Origin of the sequence: Aeromonas sp. SG16, assembly GCF_024436135.1 — a bacterium.
GTDB classification, from domain to species: domain Bacteria; phylum Pseudomonadota; class Gammaproteobacteria; order Enterobacterales; family Aeromonadaceae; genus Aeromonas; species Aeromonas jandaei.
Genome location: NZ_JANFNW010000014.1, coordinates 35,595 through 58,754, shown reverse-complemented (window position 1 = coordinate 58,754; position 23,160 = coordinate 35,595). Strand labels below are relative to the sequence as shown.

Genomic DNA, 23,160 nt, shown 5'->3' with positions numbered 1-23,160 from the left:
ATTCATGAAAGACGTAGTCATTGTCGACTGTATCCGGACCCCGATGGGCCGGTCCAAGGGCGGCGCCTTCCGCAACGTGCGTGCAGAAGATCTGTCCGCGCACCTGATGAAATCCATCCTGCTGCGCAACCCCAACCTCGACCCGAACGAGATCGAGGATATCTACTGGGGCTGCGTGCAGCAGACCCTGGAGCAGGGCTTCAACATCGCCCGCAACGCCGCCTTGCTGGCCGGCATTCCGAAGCAGGTGGGGGCGGTCACCGTCAACCGTCTGTGCGGCTCCTCCATGCAGGCGCTGCACGACGCCTCTCGCGCCATTCAGGTAGGTGACGGGGATATCTTCATCATCGGCGGCGTCGAGCACATGGGTCACGTGCCGATGAGCCACGGCGTCGACTTCCACCCGGGCATGGCCAAGTCGGTGGCGAAAGCCTCCGGCATGATGGGGTTGACCGCCGAGATGCTCGGCAAGCTGCACGGCATCAGCCGTCAGCAGCAGGACGAGTTTGCCGCCCGCTCCCATCGCCGTGCCCACGCGGCAACCGTGGAAGGACGTTTTGCCAAGGAGATCGTCGGGCTGGAAGGCCATGACGCCAGCGGCGCCCGCTTCTTCTACGACTACGACGAGGTGATCCGCCCGGAGACCACGGTCGAAACCCTGAGCCAGCTGCGCCCGGTGTTTGACCCGGTCAACGGCACCGTCACCGCCGGCAGCTCCTCGGCCCTGTCCGATGGCGCCGCCGCCATGCTGGTGATGAGTGCGGATCGCGCCAAGGCGCTCGGCCTCACGCCGCGCGCCAAGGTACGTGCCATGGCCATCGCCGGCTGCGACGCCGCCATCATGGGTTACGGTCCGGTGCCGGCGACCCAGAAGGCGCTCAAACGGGCCGGTCTGACCATCGGCGACATCGACCTGTTCGAGCTGAACGAGGCGTTTGCCGCCCAGTCCCTGCCCTGCGTGAAAGATTTGGGTCTGCAGGATCAGGTGGACGAGAAGGTGAACCTCAACGGCGGCGCCATTGCGCTGGGTCACCCGCTCGGCTGCTCCGGTGCGCGCATCTCCACTACCCTCATCAATCTGATGGAGGAGAAGGATGCCACGCTGGGGGTTGCCACCATGTGTATCGGTCTGGGTCAGGGCATCGCCACCGTATTCGAACGGGTGTGATCCACAAGCAACTCGATCGAATATCAACGTTTTCGGGGCCGGCATGACCGGCCCCTTTTCAAATCTGAGACCATCGCCACACGGGGTGCTGGCCTGTAGTCGGATGCTGGGTATTGGCCGTCCCGTTTGGGTCGGCCTTTTTTCGTTTTAAACCCGGCAATAGGTGGTTATTGCTCCAAACCTCACATTAGATAGGGGGCTTGCTTGCTTTTTGCTCCCCCGACAGGTTCAATCTGCACAAAAAAATGGGTGGATGCACATACATATGTCAATGAGCAAACAACTGCTGATCGTCGATGACGACCAAGAGATCCGCGAGCTGCTCAATGAATACCTGACCCGGGCGGGCTTTCAGGTATTGACGGCGGCAGAGGGCAACGAGATGCGCGAGCAGCTTGCCCAGCACAGCCCGGACCTGATCATTCTGGACATCATGATGCCCGGCGAGGATGGCTTTACCCTCTGCCAGCAGATCCGTCGCACATCCCAGGTGCCCATCATCATGCTGACTGCGGCTTCCGACGAGGCGGATCGGGTGATCGGCCTCGAACTCGGCGCCGATGACTACATCGCCAAGCCCTTCAGCCCGCGCGAACTGCAGGCCCGCATCAAGGCCTTGCTGCGCCGCGCCGAATTTCGCCAGCCGGAAAAAGAGAAAGAGCCGAGCCGTCGCCTGCGCTTCGCCGAGTGGACCCTCGACACCCTGAGCCACCAGCTGACCCACGAAGATGGCAGCCTGCTGGATCTCTCTGGCAGCGATGCCATGCTGCTCGGCATGTTCCTGCAACAGCCCGGTGTGGTGCTGGATCGCGACACCATCTCAGATGCCACCCGCGGCCGCGAAAGCCTGCCGATGGAGCGCGGCATCGACGTGCAGATCAGCCGCCTGCGCCAGAAGCTGGGCGACAATGGCAAGAGCCCGCGCATCATCAAAACCATCCGCGGTAGCGGCTACATGCTGATCGCCGAGGTGCACGAACTGCCATGAGCAACAAATGGTCCTGGGGGGCACTGGTGCCCCGCTCTCTGCTGTCGCGGATGATCCTGCTGCTGCTGCTGGCCATCCTGCTCTCCCAGACCATTCTGACCGGCATCTGGATGCAGCAGATCCAGAAGCGGGAGCTGGAGGGGATGCTCAGCACCACCCGCAACCTCGCCATGTCTGCCGCCTCCACCGTCAACTTCTTCAAATCCCTGCCGCTGCAATATCGCCACATCGCCCTCGACCAGCTGCGCAACATGGGCGGCAGCCGCTTCTTCGTCTCGCTGAACGAAGAGGAGATCCACATCAACGCCATTCCCGACAGCGAACGCAAGACGCAGGTGCTGGAGGAGGTGCAGGGAGTGTTGACCCGCAAGCTCTCCGATGCCATGGCGATCAAGGTGGATTTCTCGCGGCCCGAAGACCTCCACGTATTCAACAACGACACCCTGCTGGCGGATCTCCCCTCCTCCTGGGCGCGCTACACCCTGTCGCTCGAGCCCATCAACCCGCCGGTGCTGGTGACCCAGATCGAGATCGAAAAGGGGGAGTGGCTCTATCTGGCGGCCCTGCTGCCCGCCCCCTACATGACGCTGGATGACACCGTCATGCCGAGCAACCAGGTGCGCTTCATCGCCCTGATGACGGTGTTCCTCTGCTTCTTCACCTTTATGCTGGTGCGCTGGCAGACCCGGCCGCTGCGCCGGCTGGCCAAGGCGGCGGTCAACCTCGGCAAGGATATCGACCAGCCTTCGCTCAAGGAGGAGGGCGCCTCCGAGATCGTGGCGGCGACCCGCGCCTTCAACATCATGCAGCACCGCATCCGCCGCTATATCGATGATAGAGAGCGGCTGTTCAGCTCGATTTCCCACGACCTCAAGACCCCCATCACCCGGCTGCGGCTGCGGGTCGAACTGCTCGATGACGAGGTACAGATCGCCAAGTTCAACAAGGATCTCGACGAGCTGGAGCTGATGGTGAAAGGAGCACTGCAGACGGTCAAAGAGACCGACATCCACGAGAACATCGAGGAGATCGACATCAACGCCCTGCTGGAACAGATGGCCGAGTCGCTCAACCTCCACGACGAACGTCTCACCATCGAGGGGCACTGCAAGTGGCCCTACCGTGGCAAGCTGCTGGCGCTCAAGCGCTGTATCGGCAATCTGGTGGACAACGGCATCAAATATGGCCAGCGGGTGCGCATCATCATCATGGATGACGAGGAGATGCTGATCCTGTTCATCATGGATGAGGGCCCCGGCCTGCCGGATGACCAGTTCGAGCGCATCTTCGAGCCCTATTACCGGCTCAGCACGGATCAGGCTGGCACCGGTCTCGGGCTCGGCATCGCCCGCAACATCGCCCACGCCCACGGCGGCGATCTGGTGCTGGAAAATCGTCCGCAAGGTGGTCTGCAGGCCACCCTCTCACTGCCAAGGTAGTCTTCTCATGAAGTGGTTCCCTCTCCCCCTGCTCGCCCTGCTCTCCGGTTCTGTCTGTGCCTCCCAGGTGGAGGTGCTGCACTGGTGGACCTCCGGCGGCGAAGCGCAGGCGGTCGAAGTGCTCAAATCGGAGTGGATCGCCAAGGGCAATCAGTGGAATGACTTCGCGGTACAGGGCGGCGGTGGCAAGAGCGCCATGACGGTGCTGAAAAGCCGGGCACTGGCCGCCAACCCGCCGGAGGCCGCCCACCTCAAGGGGTATGAGCTCAAGGAGTGGGCCGGACTGGGCTTTCTGCGCGATCTCACCCCCATGGCGGAGCACCTCGGTTGGTACAGCCAGATGCCGCCCATGGTGCGGGCCACCCTCAGCCAGAACGGCGCACTGATGGCGGTGCCTACCGGTATCCACCGGGTCAACTGGCTCTGGCTCAACCGCAAGGTGTTCGAACAACAGAAACTCACCCCTCCCACCGACTGGGCCCGGTTCGTGACGGTCGCCGACCAGCTTAAAAAACGGGGCATCACTCCGCTCGCCATCGGCAACGAGCCCTGGCAGCTGGCCGTCCTGTTTGAAACGGTGGCACTCGGTGAAGGGGGCAAGCAGTTCTATCGCAAAGCCTTTGTGGAACAGGACAGCGCCACCCTGACCGGCCCCGATATGGTACGGGTCCTGACCCGCTTCCAGCAGCTGCGCGCCTACGTCCCGCAAAAGTACGCCGGACTGAAATGGCATCAGGCCACCAATCTGCTGGAGAGTGGCGGGGCAGCCATGCAGGTGATGGGCGACTGGGTGAAGGGGGAGCTGCTCGCCGGCAACTACCGGCCGGGCGAGGATATCGAATGCCTGCCGAGCCCCGGCAGCACCGGGCTATTCAGCTACAACCTCGATTCCATCGCCATGTTCAAACAGCGGGATCCGGCCCAGCTGCAGGCGCAGGGGGAGCTGGCCCAGCTGCTGATGACGCCGAAGTTTCAGGAGGAGTTCAACCGGGTGAAGGGGTCGATCCCGGCGCTGACCAAACCCAACATGAGCAAGTTTGATCGCTGCGCCATCCGCTCCTATCAGGATTTCCTCCATGCCGAGCAGCAGGACAATCTGCTGCCCAGCATGGCAGAGGGGATGGCCACTCCCACCAATATGCGTCAGGCGATTCTGGATGTGCTGAGCAACTTCTTCAACGACCCCAAAGCCAATCCGCAGCAGACGGCACTGCATCTGGAGCGGGCGATGCGCTCGACCCGCTGATCCGGGCTACTGGCCAATCGGCAGAAATGACAAAGGCGGATTGCTCCGCCTTTGTTGTTGAATCGTCATCAAGTCAGGATTGATCGTTTTCGTCCTCATCCTCGTCATAGTAATCGCTGAGCTCGATCCAAAGCCCCAGCCCGACCATCACCATGGAACCGAACCAGGTACCGGTATTCCCGATCGGGCTGCCCATCACTATCATTGCGAAGGACAAGAACCCCATGCCTGCATAGGCCTGCAATCTGCCGTAGGAGACCTGCATATTCACCTCCTTGTTGAATATGGTTCAATTTTTATATTACTCGTCCGGCAGGCGCTGGATAGTCCGCAATAACATTTTGGTTACATATGCTGTTAGACAGGCCAATGGTTTGCTTATTTTTTAGCCCTGAGTATCATTGGCAGCCGAATAGGTTGAAGGTTGATGATAGATGAGTGATTTATTCTGCGATGCAACTCACGAGTTGGACGCAATCGGGCTTCGTTGCCCGGAGCCTGTGATGATGGTGCGTAAAAAAGTGCGGCTGATGGCTGATGGGGAGACCCTGCTGGTCAGTGCCGACGATCCCTCAACCACCCGCGACATCCCCAGTTTCTGCCGCTTTATGGATCACACTCTGGTCGCCAGCGAGACAGAGCAGGCCCCCTACCGTTATCTGATCCGCAAGGGTCAATAATTCCCCGTTTCCGGAGCACGCCATGACAACCATTACCCGAATCGGCACCACACAGCGTTGGTCTGACGTCGTCATTCACAACGGCACCCTTTATGTGGTGGAAGTCCCCGTCAGCGAAGAGGCCGACATCCACCAGCAGACCCGCGAAGTGCTGACCAGTCTGCAACGCCTGCTGGAAGCCAACGGCTCCGGCGTCGACAAGATCCTGATGGCCAACATCTATCTGAAAGACATTGGCGACATCGCCGCTTTCAACGAGCAGTGGGATGCCTGGATCCCGGCAGGTTCCGCACCGGTACGCGCCTGCGTACAAGCCCGTCTGGCCCACGAAGGCTACAAGGTGGAAGTGCAGCTGACTGCGGCTGTCTAAGAGGCGGTTCTTCCCCTCATCCCCGGCCCTTCTCCCACAAGGGGAACAGGGAGGAGCCATTGCTCGCAACGGCTCCAATAGAAAGGCCCCGCCATCACTGGCGGGGCCTTTTCGTTACCGAAACCTGAACGACTTAGGCAGTCGGGGTCAGGGTAATGGTGACGCGGCGGTTCTGGGCTTTGCCGGCAGCGGTGCTGTTGGTGGCAATCGGCTGATCCGGGCCAACGCCGGTAGTGGAGATACGGCTGCCAGCAACACCCTGACCGATCAGTTGAGCGGCAACGGCATCGGCGCGCTCGCGGGAGAGCTTCATGTTCAGATCGCGGGAACCAGTGCTGTCGGTGTGACCGACTACGTTCAGGCGAGTCTTGTCGAACTCGGCAACCACCATGGCCACACCGGACAGGGTGTTGGCACCGGCCGCTTTCAGCTGGGAGCTGGAGCTGTCGAAGGTGACGTTGTTCGGCATGTTGAGGATCAGATCGTTGCCATTACGGGTAACGCTGACGCCAGTGCCCTGCAGCTTCTCGCGCAGCTTGGCCTCCTGCACATCCATGTAGTAACCGATACCGCCGCCCAGCGCGGCACCGGCGGCCACGCCAGTCAGGATACCCTTCTTGCGGTCACCTTTGCTGGAGGAGAGCGCGCCTACTGCGGCACCGGCAGCGGCACCGGCCAGCGCGCCCCAGGCGCCCTTGGAGGTCTGGGATTCGCCAGTGTAGGGGTTGGTGGTACAGCCACTCAGGGCAACGGCGAGTGCAACAGCGGGAACCAGAGTCTTGAAATGCATGAAAAAACCTCAAAGAAACAACTCGATAAACTGAAGGGCGGCATTCTACCCCAGAGGTGTGCCAAGGTGTGACGTCAGCAGAAAGAGAGTCACACCGGGCAGAAAAGGGCAGTATCGGTCATTGAACTTGATCTTCCCTGAACCAGAGGGGAAAACCTGACGAAGAGAATGGATATGTGATTAAAGGCAGGCCGTTGGGTGGCTCTATTGACTACTATTGAAGGTACTGTCAATAGGGCATCCGAGGGTTCCATGTCTTCACTGCTTCGCAATATATCGATCCGGCGCCTGCTGCTGGGGGCAAGCCTCATCATCTTGCTGACCATGGTACTGAGCAACATCTGGCGCAGCACATTGACCAGCCAGCTCGGACTGCTACCGGGCGAAGTGATCAAGATCACCAACGCCCAGATAGCGCTGCAGGAGCTGCGTTACCACACTACCCAGGTACAACAATTCCTCACCGATGCCGCCGTATCGGGGGAGCAGGACTCCATCGGCGAGGCGGAGCAGCATGCTCAGGCGGCTCGTCAGCTACTCGACACCCTGCCCCGGTTGCAGAGTGCCCTCACCCCCCTGCTGACCCGTCAGCTGGATGTGGGCAAGCGGATGGTCGATGCCTATCTCAAAGAGGGACGTGAGGCGGGCAACCGCCTGATGAAGGAGCCGGATCAGGGCTTCGATGCGCTGACCGACAGCATCTCCAGCGCCGTCGAACAGGCGCTCGAACAGCAGCGGCAGCAACTGCAGCAGCAGGAGCGAGCCATTGAAAATCAGAACCAGACCCTGCAGAGCCAGGATATGATCCTGCTGGTCGTCAGCCTGGCCGTTATCATGCTGATGCTGCTGCTGATCCACTTCAAAACCGTCAAACCGTTGCAGCAGCTGATGGCCCAGCTGGTCGAGCTGGCCAATCACAGCCACAATCTCACCTTCCGGCTGCGCATTGAGGGGCAGGACGAATTCGCCTATCTGGCCAAGGTGTTCAACCGCTTCCTCGACAATATCGACAGCCTGATCGGCTCGGTGCAGCAGGTTTCCCACAAGACTCATGACAAGATGGCACTGCTGATGAACCACTCCGGCAGCACCTTCAACAGCATGCAGCAGGCCCAGCAAAACACCGACATGCTGGCGGCCGCCATCAACGAAATGACCGCCACCGTCCACAACATCGAGCACAATACCGAGCAGGCCAGTCAGGATACCCTGCTCACCCAGCAGCAGGCCCACGATGGCCAGCAGCAGGTGAGCCAGACCATCGCCCTGATACGTCAGGTCGCTGACCACATCGAGCAATCCGCCGGTGAAGTAACCCAGCTGGATCAGGAGAGCACCCAGATCGGCAACATCTTGCAGGTGATCCGCACCATCTCGGAACAGACCAACCTGCTGGCCCTCAATGCCGCCATCGAGGCGGCCCGGGCCGGCGAACAGGGGCGTGGCTTTGCGGTGGTGGCCGACGAGGTGCGCCAGCTGGCCATCCGTACCCAGGCGGCCACCGTCGATATCCAGCAGCGGATCGAGGCGCTGCAGAACAACACCCGCCATGCGGTCAACACCATGCACACTACCCGCAATGTCAGCGAGCAGGCGGTCAATCAGGCAGCCGGTACCGGCGAGACCCTGAACGCCATCGTCGAGGCGATCACCCGGGTTGCCGACATGAACGGTCAGATCGCCACCGCGGCGGAGCAGCAGGCCAAGGTGACCGAAGAGACCAACCGCAACGTCATGCTGGTCGCCAACATCGCCCGCGAATGTCTGGACCTTTCGCGCGAGAGCCGCACCCACACCCGGGATCTCAATCAGGCCAATGAGGAGATCCGTCTGGTCAGCGATCAGTTCGAGGTCAACTCAAACCCCCACTATGGTAACGAGCAAGATCTGCTGCACTGGAACGAATCCTTTATGGTCAACGTACCGAGCGTGGACCGTCAGCATCAGGGGTTGTTCGAGGCAATGAACCGCTTCTACCATGCCGTCCGTGACAACAGCTCGCCCCAGCAGCGCAAACAGCGGCTGGACGAGCTGCTCAAGCTGGCGACCCAGCACTTTGCCGATGAAGAGAAGAGCATGGAGCAGGCCTGCTACCCCGACCTGCAACGCCACAAGCAGGAGCATGCCAAGCTGCTGGCCGAGCTGGGCGCCCTGATCCGCCGCGAAGGGGGCGACGAGCAGGAGCGCAATATGGAGATGATCATCTTCCTCAAGAACTGGCTGCTCAACCACATCTTCCGGGTGGACAAGCAGTACAGCGACTGCATGATCAAGGCGGGGGTGAAGTAACCCTCCTTCACCTTGCCAGCAACCGGACAATGCCAGTCAGCCATGACTGGCATTGTTGTTTTCGGGGCCGGTTTGACAGAACTATGTGCGGGGCTGACGGGTGGCCTGCTGGCATTCGGCGTGGCAGGGGCAGCTGACCAGATGATCGTTCACCATCCCCACCGCCTGCATAAAGGCGTAGCAAATAGTGCTGCCGACGAAGGTAAAGCCCCGCTTCTTGAGCGCTTTCGACATGGCATCCGACTCCGGCGAGGTCGCCGGAATGTCGCCATTGCCCTGGCGCTGGTGGACGATGGGGACGCCGCCGACAAAGCTCCACAGATAATCCACGAAGTCGATGCCCTCGGCCTCCAGCGCCAGATAGGCGCGGGCGTTTTTGATGATCGACTGCACCTTGAGCCGGTTGCGGATAATGCCGCTGTCCTGCATCAGCCGCTCCACATCCTGCTCGTCGAACTGCACGATACGCTGCGGATCAAAGTCGGCATAGGCGCGGTAATAGCTCTCGGTGCGCCTGAGGATGGTGATCCACGACAGTCCCGCCTGCTGGCCGTCGAGGCAGAGCTTGGCAAACAGCTCGCGGGCGTCATAGACCGGCCTGCCCCACTGTTTGTCATGGTATTCAATGTATTCCGGGTCCTTGGTCACCCAGGCGCAGCGCAGTTCCATTTCCTCTCCCTCGTTATTTCAGCGGTTTCCCCGACCCTGCCCACTCTACAGGCGGCACTGCTCACATCATATACCGGACAGCCCGCCCGACCAGCCAGAGCGCAGCACCATCCCGCGAATCCGCTGCAATTTCGCCTATTATCCGACCATGCCAGACGGTATACTCCCTCGGTTCACATTCAGCAAATCTTGCTCTGATTTTCACTTCGCGCGAAAAAAATTATGCAAAAATTCGATGTCAAAACCTTTCAGGGCCTGATCCTGCAGCTGCAGGACTATTGGTCCCGCCAGGGCTGTACCATCATTCAGCCGCTGGATATGGAAGTGGGTGCCGGTACATCCCACCCCATGACCTGTCTGCGTGCCCTGGGCCCGGAGCCCATCGCCTGCGCTTACGTGCAACCGTCCCGCCGTCCGACTGACGGCCGCTACGGTGAAAACCCCAACCGCCTGCAGCACTACTACCAGTTCCAGGTGATCATCAAGCCTTCCCCCGACAACATTCAGGAACTCTATCTGGGCTCCCTGAAAGAGCTGGGCATGGATCCCGAGATCCACGACATCCGCTTCGTGGAAGACAACTGGGAAAACCCGACTCTGGGTGCCTGGGGTCTGGGTTGGGAAGTGTGGCTGAACGGCATGGAAGTGACCCAGTTCACCTACTTCCAGCAGGTTGGCGGCCTCGAGTGCAAGCCGGTCACCGGCGAGATCACCTACGGTCTCGAGCGTCTGGCCATGTACATTCAGGGCGTGGACAGCGTCTACGATCTGGTCTGGTCTGACGGCCCGCTGGGCAAGACCACCTACGGCGACGTGTTCCACCAGAACGAAGTGGAGCAATCCACCTACAACTTCGAACACGCCGATGTGGAGTTCCTGTTCCACTGCTTCGAGCAGTACGAGAAGGAAGCCCAGAATCTGCTGGCACTGGAAAAACCGCTGCCGCTGCCTGCCTACGAGCGCATCCTCAAAGCCGCTCACTCCTTCAACCTGCTGGATGCCCGCAAGGCCATCTCGGTCACCGAGCGTCAGCGCTACATCCTGCGCATTCGCACCCTGACCAAGGCCGTGGCAGAGGCATACTACGCCTCCCGCGAAGCGCTGGGCTTCCCTATGTGTCAGCGCAGTGAGAACAAGCAAGGTTAAGGAACGGACATGGCACAACATACATTTCTGGTAGAGATCGGTACTGCTGAGCTGCCGCCCAAAGCCCTGCGCTCCCTGGCCGAAGCCTTTGCCGACAACTTCAAAGCCGAACTGACCAAGGCCGATCTGGCCTTCGGCGACGTCGAGTGGTTTGCCTCACCGCGCCGTCTGGCGCTGAAGGTAAGCGAGCTGGCTGGCGAACAGCCGAGCAAGAGCGTCGAGAAGCGCGGCCCGGCCGTAGCGCAGGCGTTCGATGCCGAAGGCAAGCCGACCAAGGCTGCTGAAGGCTGGGCCCGTGGCAACGGCATCACCGTTGAGCAGGCCGAGCGTCTGGTCACCGACAAGGGCGAGTGGCTGGTTCACACCGCCAAGGTTGAAGGCCGTCCGGCCAAAGAATTGCTGGGCGAACTGGTCGCCTCCGCACTGGCCAAGCTGCCGATCCCGAAAATGATGCGCTGGGGCGACAAGACCATCCAGTTCGTGCGTCCGGTCTTCACCGTGACCCTGCTGCTGGATGGCGAGCTGGTTCCTGCCCACATTCTGGGTATCGACTCTGCCCGCACCCTTCGCGGTCACCGCTTTATGGGCGAGAGCGAGTTCACCATCGACAACGCCAGCCAGTACCCGCAGATCCTGCAGGAGCGCGGCATGGTGATTGCCGACTTTATGGCGCGCAAGGCCAAGATCAAGGCTGACGTCGAAGCGGCCGCTGCCGCCTTCGGTGGCGTTGCCGATCTGGACGACGCCCTGCTGGAAGAAGTGACCGCACTGGTCGAGTGGCCGGTGGTGCTGACCGCCAACTTCGAAGAGAAGTTCCTGGCCGTTCCGGCTGAAGCGCTGGTGCACACCATGAAGGGTGACCAGAAGTACTTCCCGGTCTACGACAAGAACGGCAAGCTGCTGCCGAAGTTCATCTTCGTCACCAACATCGAGTCCAAAGACCCGAGCCAGATCATCAGCGGCAACGAGAAGGTGGTTCGCCCCCGTCTCTCTGACGCCGAGTTCTTCTTCAAGACCGACCTCAAGCAGACTCTGGCCTCTCGCCTGCCGCGCCTTGAAACCGTGCTGTTCCAGCAGCAGCTGGGCACCGTCAAGGCCAAGGTCGAGCGCATCGAGACCGTCGCCGGCTTTATCGCCGAGCGCATCGGCGCCGACGTGGCTCAGGCCAAGCGTGCCGGTCTGCTCTCCAAGTGTGACCTGATGACCAACATGGTCGGCGAGTTCACCGACACCCAGGGTGTCATGGGGATGCACTACGCCCGTCACGATGGCGAAGACGAAGCGGTCGCCGTGGCCCTCAACGAGCAGTACATGCCGCGCTTTGCCGGCGATGCCCTGCCGTCCGGTCTGGTTGCCTGCGCCGTCGCGCTGGCCGACAAGTTCGACACCCTGGCCGGTATCTTCGGCATCGGCATGCTGCCGAAGGGTGACAAGGACCCGTTCGCCCTGCGTCGCGCCGCCATCGGTGCCCTGCGCATCATGACCGAGAAGCAGCTGGATCTGGATCTGGTTGAACTGGTTGAAGAAGCGGTACGCGTCTACGGCGACAAGCTGACCAACAAAACCGTCGTTACCGACGTGGTCGACTTTATGCTGGGCCGCTTCCGCGCCGCCTATCAGGACGAAGGCATCAGTGCCGACGTGGTGCTGGCCGTACTGGCCCGCCGCCCGACCCGTCCGCTCGACTTCGATCGTCGCGTCAAGGCCGTCAGCCACTTCCGCACGCTGGATGCCGCACTGGCACTGGCTGCCGCCAACAAGCGCGTGAGCAACATTCTGGCCAAGGTCGAAGGCGAACTGCCGACTGCCGTCAAACCGGAACTGCTGGTCGATGCCGCCGAGAAGGCGCTGGCCACTCAGGTTGCCGAACTGCAAGCCGAACTGGCCCCGCTGTTCGCCGCCGGTGACTATCAGGCTGCCCTCACCCGTCTGGCCGCCCTGCGCGAGCCGGTCGACACCTTCTTCAACGAAGTGATGGTGATGGCCGATGACGAGGCCCTCAAGGCCAACCGTCTGGCACTGCTGAACAACCTGCGCAACCTGTTCCTGCAAGTCGCGGATATCTCGCTGCTGCAGTGATCTTGGTTGAGTTGAGTGATATTAAAAACGGCGCCTTTATGGCGCCGTTTTTATTGCCAACTAAGAATGCAATGAATCTCCAACTGAGCTTGTTAAATATAAAGTCTTGGAGAGATATTGAAGCGCGGAAATAAACCTTCCCTGTTCTTTTAAATCAGGCCCTATATTATATTTTCCATCTTCACAAACTACGTTGATATCGTATTTTTCATTTCTCCACTCAGCTGAAATGACCCCAATAACAGATTCATCATCGAGCTTAGTAAAAAACACCTTTATAGAATCTGAAGGGTCATTGTGATAGATCTTCAATGCAAGATATTCTTCATCACTCTGAACAATATTTAAATGGCTAGAAGCCTCTCTAACAAAATCTATAACCTTATCCATAACTGAGGATATGAATCGACGCAAGTCAGAACCTGCAAAATGCTTTATTAATACTTTCAGATGTGTAGACTCAACAACCTTACTAATAGTCAACTCTGCTGGCGTACCACCATGATATTCAGCAGTCACAACCATTATTGCATTAAATAACTCATAGTCATCCTCAGTGAGAAATGAATCTTCAATGTCATCTGTTATAAAATTCTTTATTTCAGAAACCAGATGTTCAATCTCAACAAATGCAGAACATAACGTTTCGAGACTCGTGTCATTTTCCCTGATCATTCTGCAACCAACATGACCTGCGAGCACCATTAAGTTATTCGCTAACATTTCTATATAGCTACAAGTCAAATTCTGCATTTTAATAGAGTCATTTCCTCCATTCTTTTCTTCCATAAAAGCTTCATAGAAAAAAAGACTATTCCCTCTATTTATCTCTGTAACCTCTCTGATTTTATCACTTAGGTCTGACTTTATTTTTAAAAAACCATTTTTATGAAGATTTTTATAGTCAAAAATTGTTGCATGAATAACAGGCAAATCCTCAGCCGTTATGTACCTGAAGTTCAAATGCTTAATTTTCCTAATTAAAATACGCTCAAATAACTTCTCTTGCTCAAAATAAATATCTGATAATTGCTTTCGGTCTTGATTGGCTAACGTTTCTGTTACTCTTGCTGAACTATGATTTGCGATAACCCACGTTGCTAATGGAATAGATAAAGAAGCTATAGCTATTGGCAATTTCATTGTTGCCCACATGTCCGATAAAAACACACCGAATGCGGCAAATTGTGATATACCAAACCCAAATAAAGCTGACAATACAATCGGGACTAAAATGGCAAGCCATAGTGCTGTCGTTTGAAATACATCTTTTCTTGCGCCTACTATTTTTTTATACACAAGACACCATATCTAATTAGATCACCAAATGAGATTAAACATTTTAACGCTGCACATTTCAATCGCCCATCAACATATCACAGGGATCAAATGGCTCGTAGGTTCCATTAGCCGTCAGGCGTAATCGGACGTTCGCGTAAATTGACTCTCCCGCCATAACCGACAGCCGAGCTTCCCCTCCCGGCTGGCACGTTTTCTCAACGGAACACTGTAAATTAATTCTCAGCCCATCAAGGCATCACTAATCAAGATTTTTATTTTTAGAGCTGGCACATTTAATTATGCGTACAATATACTAAAAACAATGAAAGCAACCCCAATCACAGACTGTATGATAATAATCGTCCAGAATAATTTAGGCTCAGCAGACCTGTAAACATTAATGGGCATTTTAAAGAGAAGCCTTGCTTGGGTTTCTCCATTGTAATACTCCCAAAACGTAAACCATAAATATATCACACCAACAGCAGTCAACAAATTCATCAAAGCAAACCTTTTATATTACCACAGCAGCCATGCACATTAGCATTCAGATTATGAAATCTACATTTCATCTTTTATTCTGAAATAATAACCACTATTTTCATTACTTTGCAAAACAGGCTGAAACATTTTCCAATGAGTAAGCAAAACATTCCCTTTCCGCTCTAATACAAATAACTTATCACCAGGATGGAGACCTCTGGATAAATTAACACCGGTATATCTCAGAAAGGTAAAAGTGGCTTGGTTCCCATCAGTCGTAACCTTTCCATCCAATGAAATCGCCGTCATATGACCATTGACCTCCAGATGGGAAATTAATTTATCACCACTACCTTTATTTACTGTCAGACTGTAATCCCATGCCTGTATATGTTCTGGATCTGCACTTTCATAAAATGAATAATGACCAATCCAATCTTGATTGGCATGAACAGAGAACACAACCAAACCACTTAACAGCCATATGAAAAATTTCATACATCCCTCCAAAGAGCGGTCAAGTTACTATCTACCGCCCGCTATAACAAGAGCCATATGAACATTGGCGTAGCCTTGCAATAGCAATCTCTGTTGATGCAGCTTGCAGTCAGGCGTAATGGTGCATTCGCATAAATGGATTCTCCCACCATAACGGGCCAGCCGTGTTTCCTCCTCCGGTTGGCCGCCTCTGTTGCATGGCAACAACCAAAACCTCTCGTTCGTCCGATTACGCTGCGCTAATCGAACCTACAGGGCATTGGCTGGTGCTCTATGCCGGTTGCTCAAGCTCGGCCATTGCCCCTTGCGGGTGGTGGACGGGCCAATCAGCGGCATCAGGGCACACTGCAAGCATGTATAAGTAAAAACTTGGTCATTATCCGAAAACCCATAAATTCTGTTTATACCGACTGCCTTGGCTGAGTTGGCGGCCACCAGCGGCGATAGCGGGTGCCTGCGGGGCATCGGCCGATCTCTGGCAAACAAGCGGAACAACCCTCACCCACCCTTGCCGCATATCTTGCAGAAAACGGGGTAACGTTTGGTACCTCAGGAGGAGTCGCAGCGTATTACCGGGAAATTACCCTGCTGGCGGAGCCAAGCTGTTATCATTTGAGTCAGTCCCCAGCGCCGCCACGCCCCGAGAGGAGAGTCATGGATATACCTGCCGCCCCGTCCCCCGCCATCTGCCAGCTGTGTCAGGAGAAAGCAGATCTCGACTTCGACTTCACCATGGCTTTTCAGCCCATCGTCGATTGCAGCAAGCGCACCATCTTCGGCTACGAGGCGCTGGTGCGGGGGCTCAACAACGAGCCAGCGCAGAGCGTGATTGCCCGGGTCAACGACGGCAATCGCTACCGCTTCGACCAGCTGTGCCGGATCAAGGCCATCGCACTGGCCGCCCGGCTCGATATGCGGGGCATGCTGAGCATCAACTTTCTGCCCAATGCGGTCTACCGCCCGGAGCGCTGCATCCGCACCACCCTGCAGGCGGCCCGCGAGCATCTCTTTCCCATCGAGCAGATAATGTTCGAGTTCACCGAGGTGGAGCAGGTGCTGGATAACCGCCATATTCGCGGCATCGTCGATCACTATCAGGCGCTCGGCTTCAAGACGGCGATCGATGACTTTGGCGCCGGTTACTCGGGCCTCAGCCTGCTGGCCGATTTTCGCCCCGATATCGTCAAGCTCGACATGCACCTGCTGCGCGGTATCGACCATGACCCGACCCGGCAAGCCATAGTGCGCCACAGTCTGGCCCTGCTTGCCGAGTTGCAGATCACCCCGCTGGCGGAGGGGGTCGAGACCCGCGAAGAGATGGCCTGCCTGCGAGGGATGGGCGTCAGCCTGATGCAGGGCTATCTGTTTGCCCGCCCCGGCTTTGAAACCCTGCCCGAGGTGGATTTCACCAACCTGTAAGCGGCTATCGCGATTCCTGCTTTGCTATCAGGGGTAAGCGATATGAATCGAGGCGCCATGGGCGCCTCGATTCGTTTGGTTGCGTTGGGCCAGCGGCGGGATCAGTGGATCCCGGCGGCGTTGAGCTCGGTGACGTACTGCTTGTCGACCCGGAAGATATGGTCGATCAGCCAGCTCTTGAGGAACATGACGATATTGAGGTCGGCATCGGGCTCGCCGCGGGCAAAGCTGCCGAGGTGGCGCTCCAGATCCTGCAGCAACTTGACGTGAACCCCCTTGTGGGGAGTGAGCTGGCTGTAACCGGCCCGCTCCATCAGCTTCTCTTCGTCCAGCAGGTGCTGTTTGGCCAGATCCACCAGCCGATCGAGCCGCTGTTTTACCTGATCGCTGCCGCTGCCATCCTGAATGGCGCGGTAGAGCTGGTTCATGGCATCGAACAGGCCGATATGCTGTCGATCTATCTCGGCCACCTGCACGCTGAAGGCCTCGCTCCAGTGGACGATATCCTCGTTATTGGCGTGCTCGGTGCGGTGGCTGACCTGGAACTGGCTGCCGAGCAGGCGGATCTCTTCGCTGCCAAAGCCAACCTCCTTAGTGCTGCGGGAACTTTGCAGGGTGAGCGCCAACGTCTGGTGGGCGATGTCGGCCACCTGTACCACGCTGCGATTGGTCTCTTCGGCCACCTGTGACTGCTGCTCGGCGGCGGTGGCAATCTGGGTGTTGAGCCCGGTGATGCGCTCGACCGCCGAGACGATGGCATGCAGGGTCTGCCCCGCTTCGCCCGCCTGCACCACCGCCTGTTCGCTCTGACGGGTGGTCTCGTGCATGGTGCTGACCGCTTCGCTGGTGCGCCGCTGCAGCTGCTCAATCTTCTGCTGGATCTCGACGGTGGCGTTCTGGGTACGGCTCGCCAGGGTGCGTACCTCGTCGGCCACCACCGCAAAGCCGCGTCCCTGCTCGCCAGCGCGGGCCGCTTCGATGGCGGCGTTGAGGGCCAGCAGGTTGGTCTGCTCGGAGATGGCGCGGATGGCGTTGACGATCTCGCCGATCTGGTTGCTCTCCTGCTCCAGCCGGTTGATGGTGCCAGCCGCCTGCTCCATACCGCTGGCGACCTTGTGGATCATCTCCATCGCCTCTTCGACCCGACCCTGCCCGGTCAGCGCCTCGCGCTGGGTCTGCTCGGTCTCCAGCCGCGCCTCTTCGGTGTTGCGGGCGATCTCCTGCACCGTGCTGGCCATCTCGTTGATGGCGGTGGCCAGCATGTCGGTATTGGTCTGCACCTGAACCATCCCCTGTCGGGTGCGATCGGTCTGCTCTTTCAGGCCACCTATCCTGTGGTTGTTCTGCTCCGCCACACCCTGCACCGTGGCAATGATGTGGTCCACATCGCCAATAAAGTGGTTGAACGTAAGCGCCAGCTTGGCAAATTCATCCCGCCCGATCACCGGCAGGCGAAAGGTGAGGTTCTTGCTGCCGTGAGCCAGGTTCTCGAGGTTGCGATCCAGCTGCTTGAGCGGCACCAGTACCTTGAGCAGCAGAACGCCCAGAATGGCGAGCACCAGCAGGCAGGTGAGCAGCCTCAGCGCCACCATCTGGGTCTCGAAACTCTCTTGCAGCGCGAGGTTGGATTCGCGATTGTCGGCCAGCTCCTGCCCGTGGCGCTGCAACGCCCCGCCAACCTGGTCGGCGATGGAGGCGGAAACTGCATCAAAGCCACTACCATCGGCTTTCATCACCCGGTTGCCCGCCTCGGCCCCCTGCTGCTGATAGGCAGTGACCATCTGCTGGCCCACCGCCATCTGCTGTTGTAGCAGTTGCTGCAGATCAAGCTTGTCCTCCGTCAGTGAAGGCAACAGAGCCTGCGCAGCGTCAGAGTGGCTGCGTGCCTCGGACATCGAGCCGGCATCGCCGGTCAGGGAGGCATCGGTCAGAAACTGCTGGATCTGGGTGGTGTGGTAGCGCAGCTCCTGCAACAGGTTCTGGGTGCTATTGAGGTGGGCGGTCTCTTCATCCATGGCGGCCAGCTGTCGGCTCAAGCGCTGATCCAGCGCGCTGGTCGCAAACAGGGTGAGCACTATCAGGGCAACGCACCACAGGGTGAAGGTTCGCAGGGAGTAGAGGGCAAGCCAGCGATACAGCATACAACGTCCTCGTCAGGTTGAGTCCATGTCCATGTTCGGTGTCAGTGTTGAGTTTAGAGGGTTAATTTCCCATTTTTCCTCTTCATCTCATCTTAGCGGCCAAACGACCTCTTTGCGGATCGGCCTGTATCAGGAGCACGGCCCTGATCACATATCCGTTTGCCTCCATGGGATAACTGGCTGCATAAAGATCGCGACCCGTTGACCATAAACGACCACACTTGGTGATGTTGCCGGGTCATGACGCAGCATCTGGTAAGCTGCTGGCGTAAAATCGCAGGCTTTGTTGATTAAAAAGTTAATAAACAGGGAGTTGAGAGATGAAGAGATCCATAATGGCTGCCTTGCTGACTCTGGCCATGGCAACCGGTGCTCAGGCGGCCGACAAGGTGACGACCGTGCCAGTGCAGTTCGCCAAGGGTGCCCACAGTGCCCAGCTCAAGGGCACCTTCGCAGGCTATGACACCATCAACTACACGCTGGTCGCCAAAGCGGGCCAGACCATGACGGTCGGCATCTCCGGCAGCAGCAATGCCAACTTCAACATCTTTGCCCCCGGCGCGGTGCCCGGTCAGGCCGAAGCGCTCAGCTCGGGCGCAGTCGGCGAGCAGTGGCAGGGCAAGCTGCCTGCCTCCGGCAAGTATCTGATCCAGGTCTATCAGATGCGCGCCTCCGCCCGCCGTGGCGAGCAGGCGCCCCATACTCTGTCGGTCTCTATCCAGTAATTCTTTCCGGCTCAGCTATGGCCGAGTAACCACGCAATGAAAAAGGGCTGACATCGCGGTCAGCCCTTTTCTATCTGCGCCGTCGCTAGCGCTCCGCCTTGGTCATCTCCAGCAACAACTGATCGATATAACCCACCACCTGTTCGGAGTTATGTTCGATCTCGCGGTAAAGCGCCTCCGCCTCCGCGTGCTTGTGCTGGTTTTTCAGCTCGATAACCTGCTGGATTACCTGATGCAATCTGGCGTGAGGCGTGGCGATCGCCTTGAAGGCTGGCTGATTGCAACAACATGCCGCCCCTTCACTGAAATACCAGCGACCAAGACGGCACTCCTTGTCACTCACCGCCTCGCTGCGTGACAACCCCTCCTGCCCATCCAGATAGGCCCGCACCCGGGTCTTCCAGCCCATGTGGGCGGCACGGGCCCGACTCAATACCATCCGCACGTTAGAGCCATCCTGGAACTGACCGGCCAGATCCCCCAGTTTGTCCACCAGCGTCGCCACGTGAGTAGCAATCTGGGCAGTGTCCCGCGCCACCAGCGTGGTCGCCTGCGAGATCTCGTGAACGCTGACAATATTGCGGGTGATCTCGTCGCTCACCGAGGATTGCTCCTCCGAGGCGGCGGCGATCTGGGTGTTCATGTCGCGAATGCTATTTACAGCTCCCTTGATATTGCCGAGCGCATCGCCCGCCCGGTTGGCTCGCTCTACCGTCTCACCCGCCCGCTGCACGCTGTGCTCTATCATTCCCACGGTCGCACCGACCGCCCGTTGCAGCTGATCGATGGTGCTGTTGATTTCGGCGGTGGAGTGCTGGGTGCGCCCTGCCAGCGAGCGAACCTCGTCCGCCACCACGGCAAAACCGCGTCCCTGCTCACCGGCCCGTGCCGCCTCGATGGCGGCATTGAGCGCCAGCAGGTTGGTCTGCTCGGCAATGGACTGGATCACCGCCAGCACCGAGCCGATCTGCTCGCTCGCCCGCGCGACCTCCTTGACGGTCTGGCCAGCGCTCGCTATCTCGTCGGCAAGCTGCTCAATCATGGTGACGCTTTCTTGCACCACCGCATCACCGGTGATCGCCTGATTATCCGCCTCGTTGGCCGCTTCGGCAGCCTGCGCCGTGTTGTTGGCCACTTCATGCACCGTGCTGGTCATCTCGGTCATGGCGGTGGCGAGCTGAGTGGTCTGCTCCTGCTGGCGCGTCATGCTGCCGAGGTTGCCAGCCGCGCTGCGCGACAACCGCTCACTCTCGCCAGCCAGCTCGCCGAGGGTAGCGGTCAGCTGGCTGATGGTGTCGCGGATCTTGCCGACAAAAGCATTGAACGCCGCGCCGAGGCGGCGGGTCTCCTCCGGCCCGGCAACCGGCAGCTTGCTCCCCAGATCGCCGGAACCGTTGGCCAGCGCCTCCAACGCCCTGACACTCTCCTGCAGCGGACGGTTGAGACGGCCCAGCAACCACACCAGCGCCAGCGCAATCAGGACGGTGCCGAGCAGGGCGATCATCACCATCTGCCAGCTCTGGCGCGCCAATGCAGCGGCGACCACGCTGTGATCCCGCGCCAGCTCAATGATGCCGACCGCCTTGCCGGAGAAGTCGCGCAGCGGCGCCGCCATCACCAGAAAATCGCGCCCCTGCTGTCTGATGGTGGTGAAGCGGCTCTCGCCTGCCAGCACTCCCTGATACCACTCCGCCGACTCGCCGAGCATGGATGTGCCGGTCAGCATTACCGGCTTGCCCTGATCAAACAGATAGATGGCGAGCCGACTCCCCTGCCCCAGCAGATCAGCAAACAGCGAATCATCGAGGGCACGGCCAAACTCCACCGAGCCGACCGGCTGACCGTTGAAAGTAACCGGCACCACACCACGAATCCCGGTGCCGCCCTGACCGGTCTCCAGCCCGCCCACCGGTTGATGGTTGCGGTTTACCTCGACGACTGCCAACCGGGTGGTCGAGAGGTCGTCGCCATGGTTGGCAGGCTTGTGCACCCGATAAAGGGAAGTGGCCGGGGGAATGTGAAAGTGGAACTGCTGGATCCCCTGCGCCTTAAGGGCTGGCCAAATCGGGTCGAACAGACTGGCAAGGGTCTGCCAGTCCTGGTCTGCCACCGCCTTGGCGGCGTCGGGCCGCTGCGCAATCAGGGTTGCCGCCAGCATGGTTTCATGGCTGGCATTGCGGATCACCGATTCGATATTTTGCAGCTCGGTTTGCAGTGCGCCCTGTTCGGCCGTCAGTGCTCGCTGGCGATTTTCAAACAGGTTGAAGGTGAGCAGCACCACGGCCAACAATACGATTCCACTGATCGCCAGCAGCGTGATCTGGTGGCCCAATTTGCGAGGGGGGAACATAAGACACCATCCTTGACAGTCATACCCAACTTACAGGATGGAGCGGTTAAGGAGGGAGTCCATCAGAACTTAACCCTTTGTTGATAGTGATCAAACCATCAATAAAGAAACTGCGAGCCGGGTCAAACTGTTGCAAAAAACAGCTGATACCCCGCGTCCCCGCTCCCGTTTAGCCCAAACAGGCCATAAACAAAAACCCCCTCGCGATGGAGGGGGTTCTCGTTGCAAACAGGGCAGGATCAGCGCAGCGGCTTGACCGAGCGACGGACGATCAGCTCTGGCTGTACCGTCATCGACTCCACTTCCAGCTCCTTGTTGCGGATCCGGCTGACCAGATGCTTCACCGCCAGCTGGCCCAGTTCGGCCTTCGGATGGCGGATGGTGGTCAGCGGCGGGCTGGAGAAGCGCGCCATCTCCACATCGTCGTAACCGATGATGGAGATATCGTCCGGCACCTTGATCCCGGCTTCCCAGGCAGCGCAGATGGCGCCGATCGCCATGGGATCGTCGAAGGCAAAGACCGCAGTCGGGCGAGGCTGCAGGGTCAGGATGCGCTGCATGGCATCGAAACCGCTCTGGCTCTCGTAATCCCCTTCAAAGATCTGCTCCTCTTTCAGGGTCAGACCGTGTTCGCCCAGCGCGTCGCGCACCCCGTCCAGTCGCTGCTGGGTGGTCGGCTTGGAGAGCTGACCCGTGATGCAGACGATGTCGCGGTGGCCCTGCTCCATCAGATAGCGCATGGCCATGCGCGCGCCGGTGCGGGCGTTGTCATTGATAACGTTGGCGAAATCGCACTCGGTTCCCCAATCCAGCACCACCTGCGGCACATTCTTGTGGATGCGCAGCATGTCGCGCAGCTGAGCGTCGATATCGGTACCAAGCACCAGCAGGCCATCCACCCGCTTCTCCATCAGCATGCGCAGATAGTGCTGCTGACGGGGCGGCTGGTTTTCGGTGTTGCAGAGGATCAGGCTGTAGCCCTGCTCGAAGCAGTAGGCTTCCACCCCTTGCACCACTTCCGCAAAGAAGGGGTTCACGCTGGTGGTGACCAGCATGCCGATGGTTTTGGTCGAATTTATTTTAAGACTGCGCGCTACCGAGTTGGGCGCGTAGTTGAGTTCTGCCACCGCCTCAATCACTTTCTGGGTCGCGTCTTCGCTGACCCGGCGAGTGTGGTTGAGCACATGTGAGACGGTGGAGATGGATACGCCTGCACGGGAGGCGACATCCTTGATTGTTGCCATCTCTGTCTCCTGACTTTCAAAGGCGGAACATTAGCAGATTTCCCGAATAAAGGCTTGGTTTTAACGAGCTCTGCCACGGAATTGTCAATGCTGGCTAATTTAGGCGCTCATTTTTGTTTGCGCAAACGGATTGTGGTCAAAATGGGAGCAGCATC

At 58.5% G+C, this 23,160-nt stretch carries 19 protein-coding genes and 2 pseudogenes; 12 read left to right on the top strand and 9 right to left on the bottom strand.

Annotation, left to right across the window (positions count from 1 at the left end; translation table 11 throughout):
- The first annotated feature begins 4 nt into the window (after positions 1-4).
- From fadA to NOM67_RS21215, 4 genes are all read left to right on the top strand, one after another.
- Positions 5-1,168, top strand: coding sequence for an acetyl-CoA C-acyltransferase FadA (gene fadA, locus NOM67_RS21230; protein ID WP_019446297.1), 1,164 nt, complete (start codon positions 5-7; stop codon positions 1,166-1,168).
- A 265-nt stretch (positions 1,169-1,433) separates the two neighbouring features.
- Entirely contained in the window at positions 1,434-2,156 is a 723-nt protein-coding gene (locus NOM67_RS21225; protein WP_033112852.1) for a response regulator, read from the top strand.
- Complete coding sequence (locus tag NOM67_RS21220) at positions 2,153-3,595, top strand: ATP-binding protein (RefSeq protein ID WP_041210601.1); 1,443 nt, start codon at positions 2,153-2,155, stop codon at positions 3,593-3,595. Before NOM67_RS21225 ends, NOM67_RS21220 begins: the two co-directional genes overlap by 4 nt.
- 7 nt (positions 3,596-3,602) lie before the next feature.
- Positions 3,603-4,841, top strand: a complete 1,239-nt coding sequence (locus tag NOM67_RS21215) for an ABC transporter substrate-binding protein (protein ID WP_156854754.1) — start codon at positions 3,603-3,605, stop codon at positions 4,839-4,841.
- 73 nt (positions 4,842-4,914) lie between these two features.
- Here NOM67_RS21215 and NOM67_RS21210 read toward each other — a convergent pair whose 3' ends face one another.
- Positions 4,915-5,106, bottom strand: coding sequence for a hypothetical protein (locus NOM67_RS21210; RefSeq protein ID WP_005339471.1), 192 nt, complete (start codon positions 5,104-5,106; stop codon positions 4,915-4,917).
- A gap of 169 nt (positions 5,107-5,275) precedes the next feature.
- Between NOM67_RS21210 and tusA the strand changes: the two genes are divergently transcribed.
- The gene (tusA, locus tag NOM67_RS21205; RefSeq protein ID WP_005342448.1) at positions 5,276-5,521 is read left to right on the top strand and encodes a sulfurtransferase TusA; all 246 of its coding nucleotides are present in this window, start codon (positions 5,276-5,278) and stop codon (positions 5,519-5,521) included.
- A gap of 22 nt (positions 5,522-5,543) precedes the next feature.
- Positions 5,544-5,891, top strand: a complete 348-nt coding sequence (locus tag NOM67_RS21200; RefSeq protein WP_156854756.1) for a RidA family protein — start codon at positions 5,544-5,546, stop codon at positions 5,889-5,891.
- 133 nt (positions 5,892-6,024) lie between these two features.
- Here the strand turns inward: NOM67_RS21200 and NOM67_RS21195 are convergent, their stop codons facing one another.
- The gene (locus NOM67_RS21195) at positions 6,025-6,681 is read right to left on the bottom strand and encodes an OmpA family lipoprotein (protein WP_043850520.1); all 657 of its coding nucleotides are present in this window, start codon (positions 6,679-6,681) and stop codon (positions 6,025-6,027) included.
- 252 nt (positions 6,682-6,933) lie between these two features.
- Between NOM67_RS21195 and NOM67_RS21190 the strand changes: the two genes are divergently transcribed.
- Positions 6,934-8,970, top strand: a complete 2,037-nt coding sequence (locus tag NOM67_RS21190; RefSeq protein WP_255940019.1) for a bacteriohemerythrin — start codon at positions 6,934-6,936, stop codon at positions 8,968-8,970.
- 81 nt (positions 8,971-9,051) lie between these two features.
- Here NOM67_RS21190 and NOM67_RS21185 read toward each other — a convergent pair whose 3' ends face one another.
- Positions 9,052-9,639, bottom strand: a complete 588-nt coding sequence (locus tag NOM67_RS21185) for a DNA-3-methyladenine glycosylase I (RefSeq protein ID WP_255940017.1) — start codon at positions 9,637-9,639, stop codon at positions 9,052-9,054.
- 222 nt (positions 9,640-9,861) lie between these two features.
- On the opposite strand from NOM67_RS21185, the gene glyQ reads away from it, so the two are divergent.
- Positions 9,862-10,785 (top strand): glycine--tRNA ligase subunit alpha, encoded by a 924-nt coding sequence (gene glyQ / locus NOM67_RS21180; RefSeq protein ID WP_005339464.1) that lies wholly within the window; start codon positions 9,862-9,864, stop codon positions 10,783-10,785.
- 9 nt (positions 10,786-10,794) lie between these two features.
- Entirely contained in the window at positions 10,795-12,864 is a 2,070-nt protein-coding gene (glyS, locus tag NOM67_RS21175; protein ID WP_255940015.1) for a glycine--tRNA ligase subunit beta, read from the top strand.
- Positions 12,865-12,924: 60 nt separating this feature from the next.
- On the opposite strand, the gene NOM67_RS21170 is transcribed toward glyS, so the two are convergent.
- Both NOM67_RS21170 and NOM67_RS21165 read right to left on the bottom strand, forming a co-directional pair.
- Positions 12,925-14,163, bottom strand: coding sequence for a hypothetical protein (locus NOM67_RS21170; protein WP_255940013.1), 1,239 nt, complete (start codon positions 14,161-14,163; stop codon positions 12,925-12,927).
- Positions 14,164-14,706: 543 nt separating this feature from the next.
- Entirely contained in the window at positions 14,707-15,126 is a 420-nt protein-coding gene (locus NOM67_RS21165) for a DUF5991 domain-containing protein (protein WP_255940011.1), read from the bottom strand.
- A 654-nt stretch (positions 15,127-15,780) separates the two neighbouring features.
- On the opposite strand from NOM67_RS21165, the gene NOM67_RS21160 reads away from it, so the two are divergent.
- On the top strand, positions 15,781-16,545 hold the full coding sequence (locus NOM67_RS21160) for an EAL domain-containing protein (RefSeq protein WP_255940009.1): 765 nt from the start codon (positions 15,781-15,783) through the stop codon (positions 16,543-16,545).
- Positions 16,546-16,646: 101 nt separating this feature from the next.
- Here NOM67_RS21160 and NOM67_RS21155 read toward each other — a convergent pair whose 3' ends face one another.
- The gene (locus NOM67_RS21155) at positions 16,647-18,686 is read right to left on the bottom strand and encodes a bacteriohemerythrin (RefSeq protein ID WP_255940007.1); all 2,040 of its coding nucleotides are present in this window, start codon (positions 18,684-18,686) and stop codon (positions 16,647-16,649) included.
- 320 nt (positions 18,687-19,006) lie between these two features.
- Between NOM67_RS21155 and NOM67_RS21150 the strand changes: the two genes are divergently transcribed.
- Entirely contained in the window at positions 19,007-19,411 is a 405-nt protein-coding gene (locus NOM67_RS21150) for a g-type lysozyme inhibitor (protein WP_255940005.1), read from the top strand.
- An 85-nt stretch (positions 19,412-19,496) separates the two neighbouring features.
- On the opposite strand, the gene NOM67_RS21770 is transcribed toward NOM67_RS21150, so the two are convergent.
- Entirely contained in the window at positions 19,497-20,567 is a 1,071-nt protein-coding gene (locus NOM67_RS21770; protein ID WP_370689190.1) for a methyl-accepting chemotaxis protein, read from the bottom strand.
- Here NOM67_RS21770 and NOM67_RS21765 point away from each other — a divergent pair.
- Positions 20,550-20,696 (top strand): annotated as a pseudogene (locus NOM67_RS21765) (hypothetical protein); the annotation flags it as partial. The gene NOM67_RS21770 and the pseudogene NOM67_RS21765 overlap by 18 nt on opposite strands.
- Positions 20,697-20,717: 21 nt before the next feature.
- Here the strand turns inward: NOM67_RS21765 and NOM67_RS21760 are convergent.
- Positions 20,718-21,761, bottom strand: a pseudogene (locus NOM67_RS21760) (cache domain-containing protein); the annotation flags it as partial.
- 239 nt (positions 21,762-22,000) lie between these two features.
- Positions 22,001-23,005, bottom strand: a complete 1,005-nt coding sequence (locus NOM67_RS21140; RefSeq protein WP_033112863.1) for a substrate-binding domain-containing protein — start codon at positions 23,003-23,005, stop codon at positions 22,001-22,003.
- Between the last annotated feature and the right edge of the window lie 155 nt (positions 23,006-23,160).